Here is a 15971-nt window from a genome sequence, read left to right as displayed (position 1 = left end):
GATTTAACAACAATGAATTGTCTTTTTAGAGAATTCAATACATCAGGTTCAGATGCCATTGCGCTATTTTAAAACAGGAAAGTTCTGCTAATGGATCAACACCCAAACATTGATTATCGTTTATTGGTGGATAATTTAACCACCGCGATACTTTTAGTCGATTGTGACTTAAATATTTTTTATTTAAATTCATCTTGCGAAGCTTTATTCGATATCAGCTTACTACGGGCAAAAGGTCAACCTGTTATTAATATTTTACATGCGCCCAATGATAACTTTAATACGCTTGATGCACTCCAAAATTCGATTGCCACAGGTCAAGCTTATACTCGCCGTGAAGCAATTATTAATGTCAACTTTAAAGACATGCATGTGGACTACTCTGTTTCTCAGCTCAATACAGGTAAGCCTTATCACCCTCTACTTCTGATTGAGCTTAATCCGATTGATCGGATGCTAAAAATTTCCAAAGAAGAAAACCTGATTCAACAACATCAAATCACTCGCCAGTTGGTACGTGGTGTGGCACATGAAATTAAAAATCCGTTAGGTGGAATTCGAGGTGCAACACAACTACTTGCACGAAGTTTAAATGATCCACAATATAGTGAATTTACTGACATTATCATCAGTGAAGTGGATCGTCTGCGTAATCTTGCTGATACTATGCTCGGCTCTCGTCAACTACCAAGCTATGAGCCTGTCAATATTCATGAACCGCTTGAACGTGTCCGTGCTTTAATTATTAACCAAACCAAAAAGAAAATTAAAATTACCCGTGATTATGATCTCTCTCTACCTGATGTCTATGCAGATCGTGATCAACTGATTCAAGTCATGCTGAATATCAGTGTCAATGCTGTACAAGCCATGACTGAAAATAAAGAATTTTTTGTCGATCATCAGCCTGCGTTGATTTTACGTACCCGTATTCAACGTCTTGTTACTATTAATGGTGTACTCAATAAATCAGCAATTCGTATCGATATTGAAGACAATGGTCCAGGTATTCCACAAGAACTTTTAGAATCTATTTTTTACCCACTGGTTACAGGACGTGCCAAAGGCACAGGTCTTGGACTGAGTATTGCACAAAATATCATGCATCAACATAACGGAATGATTGAATGCCAATCTGTTCCAAGCAAAACCGTATTTAGCTTATATTTACCTTGGGAGTCTCACCATGTCACAAAATAAAATCTGGGTCATTGATGATGATCGTGCAATGCGCTGGGTACTAGAAAAGACTTTCAAAGAAGAAGGTTTTGATGTAACAAGCTTTGAAGAAGCTCAATCTGCTTTAGATCAGCTTAATACGGACACACCTGATGTCATCCTGACTGATATTCGCATGCCGGGTATTGATGGCTTAACATTTCTAGGCAAAGTTAAAGGAAATTTTCCTGACTTACCTGTGATCATCATGACTGCACATTCAGACTTAGAATCTGCGGTATCGAGTTATCAAACAGGTGCTTTTGAGTATCTTCCAAAACCATTTGATATTGATGAAGCACTGGCATTGGTTAATCGTGCCATTATGCACATCAATAAATTACAACAACAAGAATCAGCGAAGAGCGCACCACCGATTCATTCCACTGAAATCATTGGTGAATCACCTGCAATGCAAGAAGTGTTTCGCGCGATTGGACGCTTATCGCAATCACACATTACTGTATTGATCAATGGTGAATCAGGCACAGGTAAAGAACTTGTTGCACATGCGCTACATCGCCATTCACCACGCAGCAGTAAACCTTTTATTGCCTTAAATATGGCAGCCATTCCCAAAGATTTAATCGAAACCGAACTTTTTGGACATGAAAAAGGTGCTTTTACAGGGGCAAACACACAACGTCAAGGACGCTTTGAACAAGCCAATGGCGGAACACTTTTCCTTGATGAAATCGGTGATATGCCTTTTGAAACACAAACTCGTCTATTACGTGTGTTAGCTGATGGTGAATTTTACCGTGTAGGTGGGCATATTCCTGTGCGTGTTGATGTTCGTATCGTGGCAGCAACGCATCAAGATTTAGAAAAACTCGTTCATGATGGACGTTTCCGTGAAGATTTATATCACCGTTTAAATGTAATCCGCATTCACATTCCAAAGCTTGCTCATCGTAGTGAAGATATTCCAATGCTTGCACAGCACTTTTTAGCCAGTGCAGGTAAAGAGCTTGGCGTTAGCCCAAAAATATTACGTCAAGAAACCCAAGACTATATTAAACAACTGCCTTGGCCGGGTAATGTACGTCAATTGGAAAATACCTGTCGTTGGCTCACCGTGATGATCACAGGACGTGAAGTTTATCCTGAAGACTTGCCTTCTGAGTTGAAGCAAATCCCACTCAATAAAGCCGATGAACAAAACAAAGCGCAAGGTGGAATTGATCGAATCGCCGTACATCATTGGGATGAGTTACTTGGACAATGGGCAATTCAAAAGTTGAAAAATGGCGAAATGAAATTGCTTGATATTGCCACACCGATGTTTGAACGCACCTTGATTAATGCTGCATTACAACAAACACGTGGTCGTAAACGCCATGCTGCTGAGTTACTTGGTTGGGGACGTAACACTTTGACACGTAAACTCAAAGAGTTAGGTATGGACTCTGCGGATGATGACGAAGAAGATGAAAGCAATAAAGCAGTGAATGAGTAATATTCAGTTTTAGTGAACTAAATTGGAGAATAGAAAACTTTCGAGTTTTCTATTTTTCATCATACAATCCGATGCCATATTTTAAACTTCTTTAAATTCTGATATTTTTAATTTTACTAACAATTAGAATAAAGATGGATTACACTCTGCTTTAGAAAAATATTGATTATTTACAATACACTTTCAGCAATTTTGAACATTTATTTATAACAACTCCACACATGATGAGCATATAAAAATGGCAACATACGAACTTTATTTATGGGAACCTGAAGTTGATTTAGAAGACGATCAATGGCAGAAAATTTTAGCGGATGCAGAGGATACTTTTGAAATAGCGTATGAAGTACGCAATGAGATCTATTATAAACATGAGGACATAGAGGCAGATGCACCTCACTTGCTTAAATTCTTTCAATATCTTTATGAAGCGGTCAAGCGACCAGAATATCAGGATTATTTTGAGGGCATGGATCAAAGAATTGAAAATGATCTAGATGTTGTCAAACGTACTAGACGAATTGTATGGCACGATGAAAATTTACTTGGTAATGAAACAAGTCAAGAGTTTAAAAGAGTTTTATATGAGTCAATTGAGCACTCAGGAATTTGTGCATATAGCTCAATGGATGACTTATTGTGTAATACTGACGTATATACTCGAGATAATGCTTTAAAAGATGCTCTTCAGCTTTATCCTCCATTAAAAGTAGTTAAAAAATCTAAAAAAATAAATAGTCTGGCACATATTCCCAAAGATATAAAAGAAATGCGAGAGATGATGTTTTTATTTTTACAACAACATCCTTTGGGTCGTTACTTTGAGCTAGAAGGAGAAAATAAAATACTAAATACAATAGAAAAAGGATATAGCTTATACTTTAAAAGGATATGTGGGAATGGGGTTAAACAAAAATTCAATATTGACTTGATCTATTCTAAAAAATGGGAAGAGTTTCAATTAAGAGCCTCTCCTCTCTTTTTTAAATATGATTTTTTTGCTCTTTATTCTAATGGACGTAAAGACATATATAGAGATTCAGATTCAGATTCAGATTCAGATTCAGATTCAGATTCAGATTCAGATTCAGATTCAGATTCAGAAAAAATTAACATTAATTCAATGAACATTAACTTTAATCTTGGTTTTATAAAATTTGTTCAAGAATTTGAAAATAAATATGGAGCTAGACATGATATAAGAGGTTTTATATTTGACAAAAAAGATACACAATACTTTAATGTTTTTTTAGAACAATTGGATGCTTGTTTGAGTCTATTTGCATCTATAGATAGTATAAAAAAGTTTGTTGATTTGTATATTTATTCTGACAAGACTATTTTTAGCGTGGAAGATGATTTTATTTTACCAGATTATTATAATCGTGAAATCAGTCCTTTTGGTAATGAGCAATTAGAGTTGGCATACCGATTATTTACTTATGGTAATATTTACCCAGAAAAGAGAAAAAAAATAGAAGAATACGCCTTAAATTATCAATATCCAGATACTGTTTCAGAAGCAGTAAAAGAAAGAAAGAAAAAAAGAATGGAGGAAGTATTTAGAGATGTAAATTTCTTCAATGACTATTTAGTAAATCCTACCGTATTCTGAACTAAACGAGCAGTTTTTATAGAAAATAAGCTATCTAAATAGTTTATTTTTTAATATTTATAGACAAATAGAGAAGAAATAAAAAATGGCAACATACGAACTTTATTTATGGGAACCTGAAGTTGATCTAAGCAATCAAGCATGGAATGATGCATTACGGCATTTGGATCATAATGATCCCGACACTATGCAAATGGTGATTAGACAAAAAATTTATAAGCTTTATAAGGATAAAGAACATCCAGCACCACATATTGAAAAATTTTTTAGTTGTATAATACAAACTTTAAATAAACTCGAGTATCAAGCTTACTTTGAAGGTTTATCAGACTTGATTATAGAACAACAAGGCTATTTTAATAACAGCCCATGTTTAGTATTTGAGGATGAAAATACACTTGCCAATGCTGACAGTGCTGAATTTAAGCGAGCATTATATGAAGCTATAGACCAATCAGGTGTATGTGCTTATGGCACAATGGATGGATATTTAATCCCTTCAGATTCAATCGCTAGAAAGCACATATTTAATACCATATTGAATTCTTATCCTGAGTTGACTGCTCAAGCCCCTAGCGTACCTGTGACATTAGATTCGACGCCTCAAAATGTCACAGAAATGAAAGATATTGTATTAGCTTTTATGCAGCAACATCCTGTTGGTCGCCAATTTGAAGTAGAAAAAATTGATAAAGAGTTTGATGCTAGAGGACAATATTACGGTATCTATTTTAAAAAAGAATTAGAAAAGCTTATACAATATTTTGATGTGTATATTAAGTATGATAAAAGAGGAGAATATTTTGATTTAAGAATAGCTTATAATGGATTTAGTTTTATCAAGTTATTCCTCTCTCAGGAAGAGGAGGTTTTATTAAAAAATAATGAATTTTCTATAAAATCCTATCCAATAAAGAATAATAGTTTTAATATGTCTCTTTGGTCGAACAATTTATCTTCCTTAGAAAATTATCCTGAAAGAAAAAAACTCGAACGTTTTATTTTAGAAAAAAATGAAATGAATTTATTTTCATTATTTTTAGAACAACTGAATATTTCTTTAAATACATATTCAAGTATTACAGATATTCATGATCTGGCAGAATTAGTTTTTCATCCGAAAGGAATTTTTTATAAAGACTTGGAGCTTGTTGAAAATGGCGGTGTTGTTGATCGTGTTAATGTCGGTTTAATTAATAGTCTATATAAACTGTCTATGTATACTAAAATAGATGAAAAATATAAAAAAACTTTAGACAAAGTATTTACAAACTTTAATGAAAATCGTGTAGATAATCAGGAAAGATTTAAAGTTATTGAAGAAACCAAGCGAGTTATCATGGAATATGTAAAAAATAAAAGTTAACTATTTCCCTTGATACCCTCTAAATACTCAAAATGAGTGAACTCACTCATTTTGAGTATAAGCCATCCATCAATGCGCAGGCTGAAAACCTAAACGTGCTTCAATCGTGTCATAGCACCATTGGAAAATAAAGGTATAGACCAAAATACACGAGGTCATTCCCAAATCAAGCAAGATTGCTTGCCAAATACTCATATCCATCGCATACGCCACCATCGGAATGGTCGCCAACATCAAACCACCCTCAAAACCAATCGCATGCAAAATACGCACACCAACAGTTCTTTTAAACTGATGTTGCTTTTCTAATTTCTCAAAAAAATGGTTAAAAATCATATTCCACACCACAGATGTAACTGCCATCGCCACACCCAAAGTTCCTGTCACTTCCATTGGAACTTCAAAAATAAAACTCAATGCAATCGCAATGATCACCAATAAGATGATTTCATAGCTGAGCGCATGAATAATCCTTCTCTTGGAAATCAACATGTTTAATACTCTAAAATTTTCGATGAGGGTGATTTTATGTGCATAATAGTGAATAATAAAGTTAGATTCTTTCAATAAAATTGATAGATTAAATTCAATTTCAACACTTGAGCTAATCACATGAACATTAACCAAGAACAACTCAGCATTTTTAAAGCCGTGATGGAATGTGGTTCATTTTCTGCGGCTGCTCGCAAACTGGGTAAAGTTCCCTCTGCGGTCAGCATGTCGATTGCCAATTTAGAAATTGATTTAGATCTCAAGTTATTTGAACGGGTTGGACGTGAACCCATTCCCACACCACAAGCACATGTTTTATATGAAAAAACAGAACAACTCCTGATTGAAATGAATCAATGGAAACAACAAGCTTTTGCTTTAGCCAACGGTTTGGAAACTTCTCTCAATATTGTCGTGGTAACTGAGCTTTTACATACAGATTGGACAGAATATATCGCCCTGCTTGCTGAACATTTTCCAACCTTACAAATCAATATTTTTTCTGCACCACAGGAAGATGCTTTAAAAATGTTAATCAATCAAACAGCGCAACTCGCCCTTATGTTTGAACGTGAAATTTTAGAAAGTCGTGAACAATTTGTCGAAGTTAAACGGGAGGCTTTAGTCCCTGTGGCAGCACAGCATTTTCCGCTTGCACAAAAAGAAGTGGTGAGTTTTGAAGATATTTTACAAAGTCGGCAAATCGTGGTGGCAAGTCGTGATAAAAGCCTTAAACCCGAATTGCTCTATTCTAAAAATTACTGGCGTACTGATAACCATCATTTAGCCTGTTCGATGATTTTACAAGGCTTAGGTTGGGGTGTACTCCCCCTACAAATTTTTGAGGAAAATAGTCAATATAAAAAGAATTTGAAAATTTTAAATCTGGCGGATTTCACACCAAAGTTTGAATACTATGTGGATTTGGTATGGAATCGGGAAAGTCATTTGGGGCAAGCTGCTCGTTTTTTGATTGATCACATCAGAAATCAACGAATTCATACAAAATAATTTGTATTGCGACTATTTAACTACTTTCGCTGAAAACACATTGTGTTATAAATAAAGTTACACGTATTTTTTATCTAAGAATTAAACAGCAATGACACAATCAGCATTAGAGCAACTAAAACAACTCACCACTATTGTTGCCGATACAGGTGATTTAACTGCGATTCAACAGTTTCGCCCTTTAGATGCAACGACCAATCCATCGTTGATTACCGCAGCAGCACAACAGCCTGAAAGTAAAGAACTGATTGAATCGGCATATTTTCAAGCAAAAAAAGAAGGTTATACAGCAGATCAATTGGTTGAGCGCACCATTGATATTTTAACCGTCAAGTTAGGTGCTGAAATTTTAAAAATTGTTGAAGGTCGTGTTTCCACTGAAGTCGATGCTGCATTGTCTTATGATACTGAAGCCACTATTACTAAAGCCAAAGAATTATTGGCTTTATATAAAGAATATGGCGTAGATCAAAAGCGTATTTTGATCAAGATCGCTTCAACTTGGGAAGGTATTCAAGCTGCAAAGGCGTTGGAAGCTGAAGGCATTCATTGTAATTTAACTTTATTGTTTGGTTTACATCAAGCCAAAGCCTGTGCGGATGCCAATGTCACTTTGATCTCACCTTTTGTTGGCCGTATTTTAGATTGGTACAAAAAAGCTGAAAATGTCGATCATTACCCAATTGAGAAAGACCCTGGTGTACTTTCTGTAAAACAAATTTATCATTTCTACAAACAGCATGACATTAAAACTGAAGTGATGGGTGCAAGTTTCCGTAGTGTTGACCAAGTGCTTGGCTTAGCAGGTTGTGACCTACTCACTGTTGCACCAAGTTTATTACAACAGCTTGAACAAGATACCCGTACAGTGACTGCACAAATTTCAGAAAATCATGCACATGCACATCAAGAGCATGTTTATACAGCATTGGATGAAGCGCAGTTTAAACAAGAATTGCAACATGATTTAATGGCGTTCCAATTGTTACAGTCTGGTATTGATGGTTTCATCAAAGCACGTGAGCAATTACAAACATTATTACGCCAATCTTTTGGCTTAGATGCAGAGATTCAAGCCTAAGTTTTAAAATAAATTTAGCATTTATTCTGATGTAAAACCACCGAGTTTGGGCTTATAATCCAACTCGGTTTTTTATCTTTTGTTATATTCCCCTCATTCTAAACTCTGCTATAAAGTGAGCTGCCTGTGTTTGGTATTACCGATATTGTCACCTTTATTATTGGTACAATTTTCATTGTCATTTTACCTGGTCCAAACTCACTCTATACCATGTCCATTGCTTCTCGCTTTGGGATCAAAGTCGGCTATCTGGCAGCTTTGGGGGTATTTACAGGTGATTTAATCCTGATTTTATGTACCATTCTGGGTGCAGCGTCATTACTCCATACTTTTCCATGGTTATTTATTTTACTGAAAATTGTGGGTGCAACTTATCTGTCTTATCTTGGTATACGCTTGATCATTGCTAGTTACCATACATGGCGCAATGTACAAAATACCAAAATTAATTCTTCTGAAACAACTGAATCACAACACGTACACCCTTTTCGTACTGCACTGACCATCAGCTTACTCAATCCAAAAGCGATTTTATTTTATCTCTCTTTCTTTATTCAGTTTGTAGATCCTCATTATCCTTATCCCGCAATTAGCTTTGCAATTTTATCTGTAATCGTGCAGATCACCAGTATGCTGTATTTAAGTATTTTGATTTTTTCGGGTTTTAAATTGGCACATTTTTTCAACCGCCGTTATAAAATCGCTGCTGTCGGTGTTGCTGTTGTTGGGCTATTATTTTGTGGCTTTGGTTTAAAACTTGCATTTTCCACCATGTAAATCACTTAAAAACCTATCCAATATTCGCATACTGAGAATTATTCATTTATTTTTAGTTTTGATCAATCTTACAAAGGTGTATGATTTACATACTTTTCAGATCACCTCACCATTTTAGCAACGGATTATGCAAAAACTCCTCCAAGATTTCTCTATTCCTGCGGTATTTGCAGGCTTTATTACCTTTTTAGTTGGAATCAGTGTTTCTTCTGTTTTGGTCATTCAAGCTGCACAACTTTTAGGGGCAAATTCAGCACAGATCACCTCTTGGTTTTGGGCATTAGGCTTAGCGATTGGCTCATGTGGTTTATTTTTATCTTGGAAATTTAAATATCCTGTTGCAACCTCATGGTCAACTGCGGGACTAGCGCTAATCTTAGCATCGGGTAGTGGTTATAGCTTATATGAGGCGATCGGTGCATTTTTAATTTGTGGCTTACTGACGGCTGTTTTAGGCTTTTTAGGCATTTTTGAGAAAGTGCTGACTTATATTCCACAAAGTCTGACTAGTGCCATGCTTGCAGGTGTATTACTTAAGTTTGGTATTGCAATATTTGCCAGCATGCAAAATGACTGGGGCTTTATTCTTTCTATTTTAGCAGTTTATATCATCAGCAAACACCTATTTCCACGTTATTGCATTGTCATTACAGTGATTTTAGGTGTGATGATTTGTCCATTATTTATGGAGTTTAAAACCACCAATATTCACTTAGCATTAGCACAACCGATTTGGATGAAACCTGAATTTACATGGTCTGCACTTTTAGGCTTAGCATTGCCTTTATTTGTCATTAATATGGCATCACAATACCTGCCAGGGCTTGCCATGATTAAAAGTTATGGCTACCAACCACATGTCAAACATTTAATCGGTTGGACAGGTCTAACTCAAGTAGTTCTTGCGCCCTTTGGGTGTTTTAGTGTCAATATTGCTGCAATTAGTGCTGCGATTAGCTTAGACAATCAAGTTCACCCTGATCCTTCAAAACGCTACATCGCAGGTATGAGTTGCGGCATTTTTTACATCATCATGGGATTGTTTGCAGCAACACTCACCAGTATTTTGATGTCATTTCCCCATTTATTTATTACCGCCCTCGCAGGCATTGCTCTATTTGGCACGATCAGCCACAATATCGCTATCGCCTTTCACTCTATAGAAGATCGTGAAGCAGCTCTACTCACTTTTTTTATTTAGTGCCTCAGGCGTGCAATTTTTTGGTATTGGCTCTGCTTTTTGGGGCTTACTCTTTGGTTTAGTTGTATCATTGATTTTTAAATTTAGAGCCAAAAACTAAACCCACTCCAACCAATTTAAGATTTTGATCGATTGTGTTGATGAGCATGCTCTGTAAATACAATTTCATGTTCATCAAATATCATCCAAATTTTAGAATTCCATGACTTCGTCAGACCTTCCTGAAAATTTTCATCTCGATACATTTTTTTGCCAGTTAATGCAATAAACATTTTTTCAGAAATAGGACGAAGAACCTTTGATTTATCATACGTCATTGTCCAATCCACACCATCTTGATCATGCGCTGGATTGAACGCAATTTCATTATTGTGCCAAAAATTTCTAATATACTTTTCTTCCAAATTTTCAATAAAATCAAAATTATTAACATACCAACTATCTTTAGCCAACACATCCTCTCTATGCATATACCGCTTTGCAAAAGTTGGATCACTCATCCAATAAACAGCTAAAATCACCGCTTGATCTACTGTTTGATCTTGCATAATCCAATCTAACAAGTGATTATTACTATCCCAGTTGCAACTGATGACAGATTGGTATAAATCTTCAGAAGATGCCTGATGCAAATATTCACTCCAAACAAATTGGATCAGCAACTCCAATTGGTTCATGGTAATTTTTTTCATTACATCATTCTTTAGTATTATTTATGAATAATTTTAATATACTCCAAATACTATTGAAAAAAATACACAATTGAACTATCCCCAACAAGCAGACAAAAAAAAGCTTACCCTAGGATGGGTAAGCTTGAAAACTTAAAAACATTAAAAAGAAACTACAGCTAGAATCTATGATTAAGAATAAGCTTTGCTTGATAAATAAACAAATACTTAAAAACGATAATATTAGACCTAAAAACAATCAATAAATTTTAAAATTTGATAAAAACCAGAACCTAAATCTTAAATAAAAAATAAAATGAGATGTAAAACATAAAATCAAACTTTAAACACCCATCTTATTAGACTTTAGTTTTAGATTTCAGGATAAGTCCCTGTACCTTCAGGCCAAGGTGAAAGTAATTCAAAACCAGTATCAGTTACATAGACCATATGTTCCCATTGTGCAGTTAAAGAACGATCTTTAGTCACCACAGTCCAACCATCATTTAATTCTTTAACCCCTGCCTTACCAGCATTGATCATTGGTTCAATGGTAAAAACCATGCCTTTTTTCAGTTTCAAACCTTGCCCAGGTTGACCATAATGCAAGACATTCGGTTGCTCATGATAAACCTTTCCAATACCATGACCACAATACTCACGAACAATGCTATAACCTTCACGATGTGCAACAGATTGGATCGCATAGCCAATATCACCAAGTGTCGCATCAGGTTTTACGGCATGAATTCCTGCAACCATTGCTTCATATGTAGTTTCAACCAATTTTTTCGCTGCAGGACTCACCTCTCCCACATAATACATACGACTGGTATCACCAAAATAGCCATCTTTAATAATCGCGACATCAATATTAATGATATCACCTTCTTTTAAAATGGTTTTTGCAGATGGAATACCATGGCACACGACTTCATTTGGCGAAATACAGGTCGTTTTAGTGTAACCATAATAACCCACATTGGCAGGAATCACTTTCAATGTATTGACAATAAAATCATTACAAATATCGTCTAAGTATTCCGTACTCACACCCGCTTTTACATATTGACCTATCATTTCTAAAACCTGTGCTGCCAAACGCCCAGACACCCTTAACTTTTCAAGATCGTGTTCTGTTTTAATTGTGATAGTTGAAGCTTTCATGTCTTCTGTCCTCAAATGTAAGCGTTTATTATATGCCTTAACTCTAAAAAATGGGCAATCTGTATGATGAAATTCAGTCATTCTCCTTTATGAGAACACTAAATCCTATACGAAAAGCGCTCATTATAAGCACGATTAAAAATAAAATAATTCAAATATTTAAAATAAATTCACAAAAACATTTTAGGAAAAAGTATATTGTTTTCATTCAGATAAATACACTGAACGCTTTAAACTTGAATATTTCTATAATTAAATTTCATACGTTTTATAAAATAAAATACAAAACACTCAACTTTTCCCCTAAAATCTACAGTTTTTTGTAACGCCACATCTCCTATGACTAATCTCCGTACCAAGGATATTATTGCTTTAGGGTTCATGACTTTCGCCTTATTTATTGGGGCGGGCAATATTATCTTTCCACCTATTGTTGCACAACAAGCAGGTGAGCATGTGTGGTTAGCAGCATTTGGATTCTTGATCACTGCTGTTGGTCTGCCTGTTATCACCATTATGGCGCTCTCAAAAACTGAGGGCTCAATTGCCATTCTTAGCTCACCTTTAGGTAAAATCGCAAGTTTACTCCTGACCGTTGTTTGCTATCTTTCAGTTGGTCCACTGTTTGCCACACCCCGTACTGCAACAGTCTCCTATGAAATAGGCTTCTCCTCTTATTTTGGCAACTCAAGTACTAGCTTGCTGATTTATAGTGTTATCTATTTCGCATTTGTGACATTGGTTTCACTTTACCCAAATAAATTACTCGATACAGTTGGTCACATTCTTGCACCATTGAAAATTATTTCATTGGCAATTTTAGGAATTGCAGCATTTGTCATTCCTGCAGGCTTTATTCCACCAGCGATTGATGGTTATGTCACAAGCCCTGTATCAGAAGGTTTTGTAAATGGCTATCTCACCATGGATACCCTCGGCGCTTTAGTGTTTGGGATCGTGATCATTCACGCAATCCGTTCACGTGGTGTCAATGATCCGAAATTGATTACCAAATATGCTGTAATAGCCAGCTTGATTTCAGGTGTTGGTTTAACTTTAGTTTATCTTAGTTTATTTAAACTCGGACTAGGCAGCCATGAAGTTGCCCCTAATGCAAGTAATGGCGCAGTGATCCTGCATGCCTATGTGCAACATGCTTTTGGTGACTTAGGTTCTTTATTCCTTACGGCTTTAATTTTCCTTGCCTGCATGGTGACAGCAATTGGCTTAACCTGTGCTTGTGCTGAATATTTCTCCTTACTCACTAAAATTCCTTATAAAATTCTAGTGTTTATTCTCGTTGCTTTTTCTTTAGTTATTTCAAACTTAGGCTTAACCAAACTCATTGCAGTATCTGTACCTGTACTCAGTGCAATTTACCCACCTGCGATTGTGGTGATTATGTTGAGCTTTTTCTGGAAATACTTTAAAAATCCACGTTTAGTCATCGCACCAGTTACCGCGATTTCATTTATTTTCGGAATTATCGAAGGCATTAAAGTGACTGCTTTTGCTGATATTTTGCCTGATGCAATTCAACACTTACCACTCAATGCACAAAATCTTGCATGGCTTATTCCCTCTTGCGTGGTTTTAGTAATTTTCGTTGTGATCGACAAAGTTAAAAAATAGTTTTGATGATTGTTCTAAGGTCTTATTTTACCCAAATATAGATTTTAACAGCACCCAATAATTGTTGCGTTTACCCAACGGGCTTTTATTGCTTGCACACAATCTAAAACGATACAGCTCATCGACTCACACAATATAAATAAATGTACATACAACATCATTTTTCTATTTTTTGTCTGACTCGAGGTTCATAGACTTTCATCTATCTCCTCTTTCTATTACATAAACAATACTGTATGTTAAATCCATGCAATACTTGTGATATATCAGACACATTGAGCTATTATCGAATTCTAAGCATTTTTAAAATAAATACTTAAAATTAAATTGTCATAATTATGTCACATTTATCTAAGATAATAGAGGTATTTGCATTTGAAATAATAATTTGCTATGGTAAGGATCAACCACGCAATCTAGACCAAAACAATAGGGTTTTTGTCGAGCAGACAGGAGGGATGAGGATGTTATCATTACATTCAAACAAGCAAGTCTTCATTAATTCTTTGAAGGCGAACAAAAAACTGGTCATTTATCTCAGTACAACTTTTGCACTGATGACAATTTTATTTTTACATAGTCTGATTCAAGGCAACTTAAAACCTGAGTTTTTTGTTTATGCTTTATTCGTTTCTGCTGCATTCTGCATTTGGGAATTGATTGATCACAAGACACGTAAATCTGCGAAAGCCGCAGCTTCAGTTAAATAACAGATGGATGCTTAAGCATCCATCTTCATGTTGAAGAATAAACCATTTAAAAACAATATCTTAATATTAATAAAAATTTAAAATTACACCTAACAACAACATTCCTGTCGCTAAAACCTCACCCAAAACCAACAATACCATTGCAAAGCTCATCATCCATTTTGGTAAATGCCATTTTCCAAGCTGATGTGGTGTTTTAAATTGATTCGTCGTGTCTTTTAACATGCCATGTAAAATATAACTGACAATCGCAAAACTAAAAAATATTAGATTAATCACCACACAAATCAGATTTAAATTTTCTGACCATACCGAAAAATAAGCCAAGACTGCCAGAATCAGTGTTGCTGGCGCATACAAAAGGCTACTTCGATGAGCAATATCCACATAATAATGAGCCCGTGATTGTAATGACTGACGAATTTGTAAATATTTCCACACACCTGTCAACATTCCAATCCAGAGATACAAACCACTGAAAATGATTGCAATTTTTACTGATTCTGCAAATTGTAAATAATCCATTTTTATTTTGACATCCAAATATCATATGCTCAGTGTAGCCTTGATTTGAATGGTTTTAACTTATTTTCTGACTTTAGAGTCATATTTTCAACAAGTTTCTTTTTAGAACTTGTGTATGGTATAAATAATTTCACTCTATTATTTTCTAAAAATTATGCAAACACCTGAACAATTCAGCATTACTTGCAAAGATGGCTATAGCCTCAGTGCAGCGTTTTATGAAACTGCACACACCAACAATAACCTACCAATTCTCATCTGCCCTGCTACAGGGATCACACAAAGTTTTTATCGTGCTTTCGCCGAGTGGTTAAATGAACAAGGACATCAAGTCCTTGTCTTTGACTTTCGTGGCATTGGCGCATCATTACACGGACCTTTAAAAAAGTCTGAAGCCAGTATTCAAGATTGGGGACAACTTGATATTCCAGCTGCCATTGAAACGTTACTCAGTAAAACTGGAAAATCACAAGTGATTTTGCTTGGGCATAGCGCAGGTGGTCAACTTTTAGGAATTGCACCAAACTTTGCCAAAGTTGCTAAAGTCATCGCGATTTCAGGCTCAACAGGTCATGTCAAAGGCTTAAAAGGTCGAACCAAACAACTTGCACCTGTTCTATTTAATGTTATTTTCCCGATTTCTAGCCTTTTTAAAGGCTATGGTGCAACCAAAATGATGGGAATGGGTGAAAATCTACCGAAAAATGTAGCAAAACAATGGGCACAGTTCTGTAGTCGTCCAGGTTATGTTGAAAATGCTTTAGGTAAGACTATTTTTGAAGATTTTCACACTGAAATCACCTCACCAATGACCGTATTTTGGTCATCTGATGATGAAATAGCCACTGAAGCCAATGTGAAAGATTTAATTCGCCTTTTTCCAAATGCAAAAACAAAAATGCATGAACTTGTACCACAAGATTTGGGACACAAACAGATCGGACATATGCTGATGTTCAAAAAATCACACCAAAATATTTGGCCAATCATCGCCAAAGAACTCGAAATTTAAAAGTTTACGCACTTAGTGTTGTAATCCGCACTAA

14 protein-coding genes and 1 pseudogene are annotated in these 15971 nt (G+C 35.5%); 11 read left to right on the top strand and 4 right to left on the bottom strand.

From position 1 onward, the window contains the following. The first annotated feature begins 90 nt into the window (after nt 1-90). From glnL to AVJ19_RS00720, 4 genes are all read left to right on the top strand, one after another. Complete coding sequence (glnL, locus tag AVJ19_RS00735) at nt 91-1200, top strand: nitrogen regulation protein NR(II) (protein WP_111857929.1); 1110 nt, start codon at nt 91-93, stop codon at nt 1198-1200. After that, nucleotides 1187-2677, top strand: coding sequence for a nitrogen regulation protein NR(I) (glnG, locus tag AVJ19_RS00730; protein WP_111857928.1), 1491 nt, complete (start codon nt 1187-1189; stop codon nt 2675-2677). The genes glnL and glnG overlap by 14 nt, the downstream gene beginning before the upstream one ends. A gap of 238 nt (nt 2678-2915) precedes the next feature. Beyond that, complete coding sequence (locus tag AVJ19_RS00725; protein ID WP_111857927.1) at nt 2916-4292, top strand: hypothetical protein; 1377 nt, start codon at nt 2916-2918, stop codon at nt 4290-4292. Between the two features lie 85 nt (nt 4293-4377). Then, the gene (locus AVJ19_RS00720) at nt 4378-5658 is read left to right on the top strand and encodes a hypothetical protein (protein ID WP_111857926.1); all 1281 of its coding nucleotides are present in this window, start codon (nt 4378-4380) and stop codon (nt 5656-5658) included. Between the two features lie 69 nt (nt 5659-5727). Here AVJ19_RS00720 and aceI read toward each other — a convergent pair whose 3' ends face one another. Further along, on the bottom strand, nt 5728-6150 hold the full coding sequence (gene aceI, locus AVJ19_RS00715) for a chlorhexidine efflux PACE transporter AceI (RefSeq protein WP_111858024.1): 423 nt from the start codon (nt 6148-6150) through the stop codon (nt 5728-5730). 120 nt (nt 6151-6270) lie between these two features. On the opposite strand from aceI, the gene AVJ19_RS00710 reads away from it, so the two are divergent. From AVJ19_RS00710 to AVJ19_RS00695, 4 genes and pseudogenes are all read left to right on the top strand, one after another. After that, on the top strand, nt 6271-7161 hold the full coding sequence (locus tag AVJ19_RS00710) for a LysR family transcriptional regulator (protein ID WP_111857925.1): 891 nt from the start codon (nt 6271-6273) through the stop codon (nt 7159-7161). Nucleotides 7162-7252: 91 nt separating this feature from the next. Next, entirely contained in the window at nt 7253-8242 is a 990-nt protein-coding gene (gene tal, locus AVJ19_RS00705) for a transaldolase (protein WP_111857924.1), read from the top strand. 126 nt (nt 8243-8368) lie between these two features. Next, complete coding sequence (leuE, locus tag AVJ19_RS00700) at nt 8369-9019, top strand: leucine efflux protein LeuE (protein ID WP_111857923.1); 651 nt, start codon at nt 8369-8371, stop codon at nt 9017-9019. A gap of 127 nt (nt 9020-9146) precedes the next feature. Continuing rightward, nucleotides 9147-10320 (top strand): annotated as a pseudogene (locus AVJ19_RS00695) (benzoate/H(+) symporter BenE family transporter). 16 nt (nt 10321-10336) lie between these two features. Here the strand turns inward: AVJ19_RS00695 and AVJ19_RS00690 are convergent. Further along, nucleotides 10337-10912: a DUF4274 domain-containing protein gene (locus AVJ19_RS00690; RefSeq protein ID WP_111857922.1), complete on the bottom strand. Its 576-nt coding sequence runs from the start codon at nt 10910-10912 to the stop codon at nt 10337-10339. 351 nt (nt 10913-11263) lie between these two features. Next, nucleotides 11264-12058: a type I methionyl aminopeptidase gene (gene map / locus AVJ19_RS00685; protein ID WP_111857921.1), complete on the bottom strand. Its 795-nt coding sequence runs from the start codon at nt 12056-12058 to the stop codon at nt 11264-11266. 339 nt (nt 12059-12397) lie between these two features. On the opposite strand from map, the gene brnQ reads away from it, so the two are divergent. After that, entirely contained in the window at nt 12398-13690 is a 1293-nt protein-coding gene (brnQ, locus tag AVJ19_RS00680; RefSeq protein ID WP_111857920.1) for a branched-chain amino acid transport system II carrier protein, read from the top strand. Between the two features lie 464 nt (nt 13691-14154). After that, entirely contained in the window at nt 14155-14400 is a 246-nt protein-coding gene (locus AVJ19_RS00675; RefSeq protein ID WP_111857919.1) for a hypothetical protein, read from the top strand. Nucleotides 14401-14466: 66 nt separating this feature from the next. On the opposite strand, the gene AVJ19_RS00670 is transcribed toward AVJ19_RS00675, so the two are convergent. After that, the gene (locus AVJ19_RS00670; RefSeq protein ID WP_111857918.1) at nt 14467-14925 is read right to left on the bottom strand and encodes a hypothetical protein; all 459 of its coding nucleotides are present in this window, start codon (nt 14923-14925) and stop codon (nt 14467-14469) included. Between the two features lie 154 nt (nt 14926-15079). On the opposite strand from AVJ19_RS00670, the gene AVJ19_RS00665 reads away from it, so the two are divergent. Continuing rightward, nucleotides 15080-15937 (top strand): alpha/beta fold hydrolase, encoded by an 858-nt coding sequence (locus AVJ19_RS00665; RefSeq protein ID WP_111857917.1) that lies wholly within the window; start codon nt 15080-15082, stop codon nt 15935-15937. Nucleotides 15938-15971 lie beyond the last annotated feature (34 nt).

Origin of the sequence: Acinetobacter sp. CFCC 10889, from assembly GCF_003268395.1 — a bacterium.
Lineage (GTDB): Bacteria > Pseudomonadota > Gammaproteobacteria > Pseudomonadales > Moraxellaceae > Acinetobacter.
This window is presented reverse-complemented; position numbering and strand designations above follow the sequence as displayed.

Excerpts from the sequence above, each read along its gene's own strand:
- glnL (WP_111857929.1), top strand. The coding sequence starts at position 91 with ATGGATCAACACCCAAACATTGATTATCGTTTATTGGTGGATAATTTA.
- glnG (WP_111857928.1), top strand. The coding sequence starts at position 1,187 with ATGTCACAAAATAAAATCTGGGTCATTGATGATGATCGTGCAATGCGC.
- AVJ19_RS00725 (WP_111857927.1), top strand. The coding sequence starts at position 2,916 with ATGGCAACATACGAACTTTATTTATGGGAACCTGAAGTTGATTTAGAA.
- AVJ19_RS00720 (WP_111857926.1), top strand. The coding sequence starts at position 4,378 with ATGGCAACATACGAACTTTATTTATGGGAACCTGAAGTTGATCTAAGC.
- aceI (WP_111858024.1), bottom strand. The coding sequence starts at position 6,150 with ATGTTGATTTCCAAGAGAAGGATTATTCATGCGCTCAGCTATGAAATC.
- AVJ19_RS00710 (WP_111857925.1), top strand. The coding sequence starts at position 6,271 with ATGAACATTAACCAAGAACAACTCAGCATTTTTAAAGCCGTGATGGAA.
- tal (WP_111857924.1), top strand. The coding sequence starts at position 7,253 with ATGACACAATCAGCATTAGAGCAACTAAAACAACTCACCACTATTGTT.
- AVJ19_RS00690 (WP_111857922.1), bottom strand. The coding sequence starts at position 10,912 with ATGAAAAAAATTACCATGAACCAATTGGAGTTGCTGATCCAATTTGTT.
- map (WP_111857921.1), bottom strand. The coding sequence starts at position 12,058 with ATGAAAGCTTCAACTATCACAATTAAAACAGAACACGATCTTGAAAAG.
- brnQ (WP_111857920.1), top strand. The coding sequence starts at position 12,398 with ATGACTAATCTCCGTACCAAGGATATTATTGCTTTAGGGTTCATGACT.
- AVJ19_RS00675 (WP_111857919.1), top strand. The coding sequence starts at position 14,155 with ATGTTATCATTACATTCAAACAAGCAAGTCTTCATTAATTCTTTGAAG.
- AVJ19_RS00670 (WP_111857918.1), bottom strand. The coding sequence starts at position 14,925 with ATGGATTATTTACAATTTGCAGAATCAGTAAAAATTGCAATCATTTTC.
- AVJ19_RS00665 (WP_111857917.1), top strand. The coding sequence starts at position 15,080 with ATGCAAACACCTGAACAATTCAGCATTACTTGCAAAGATGGCTATAGC.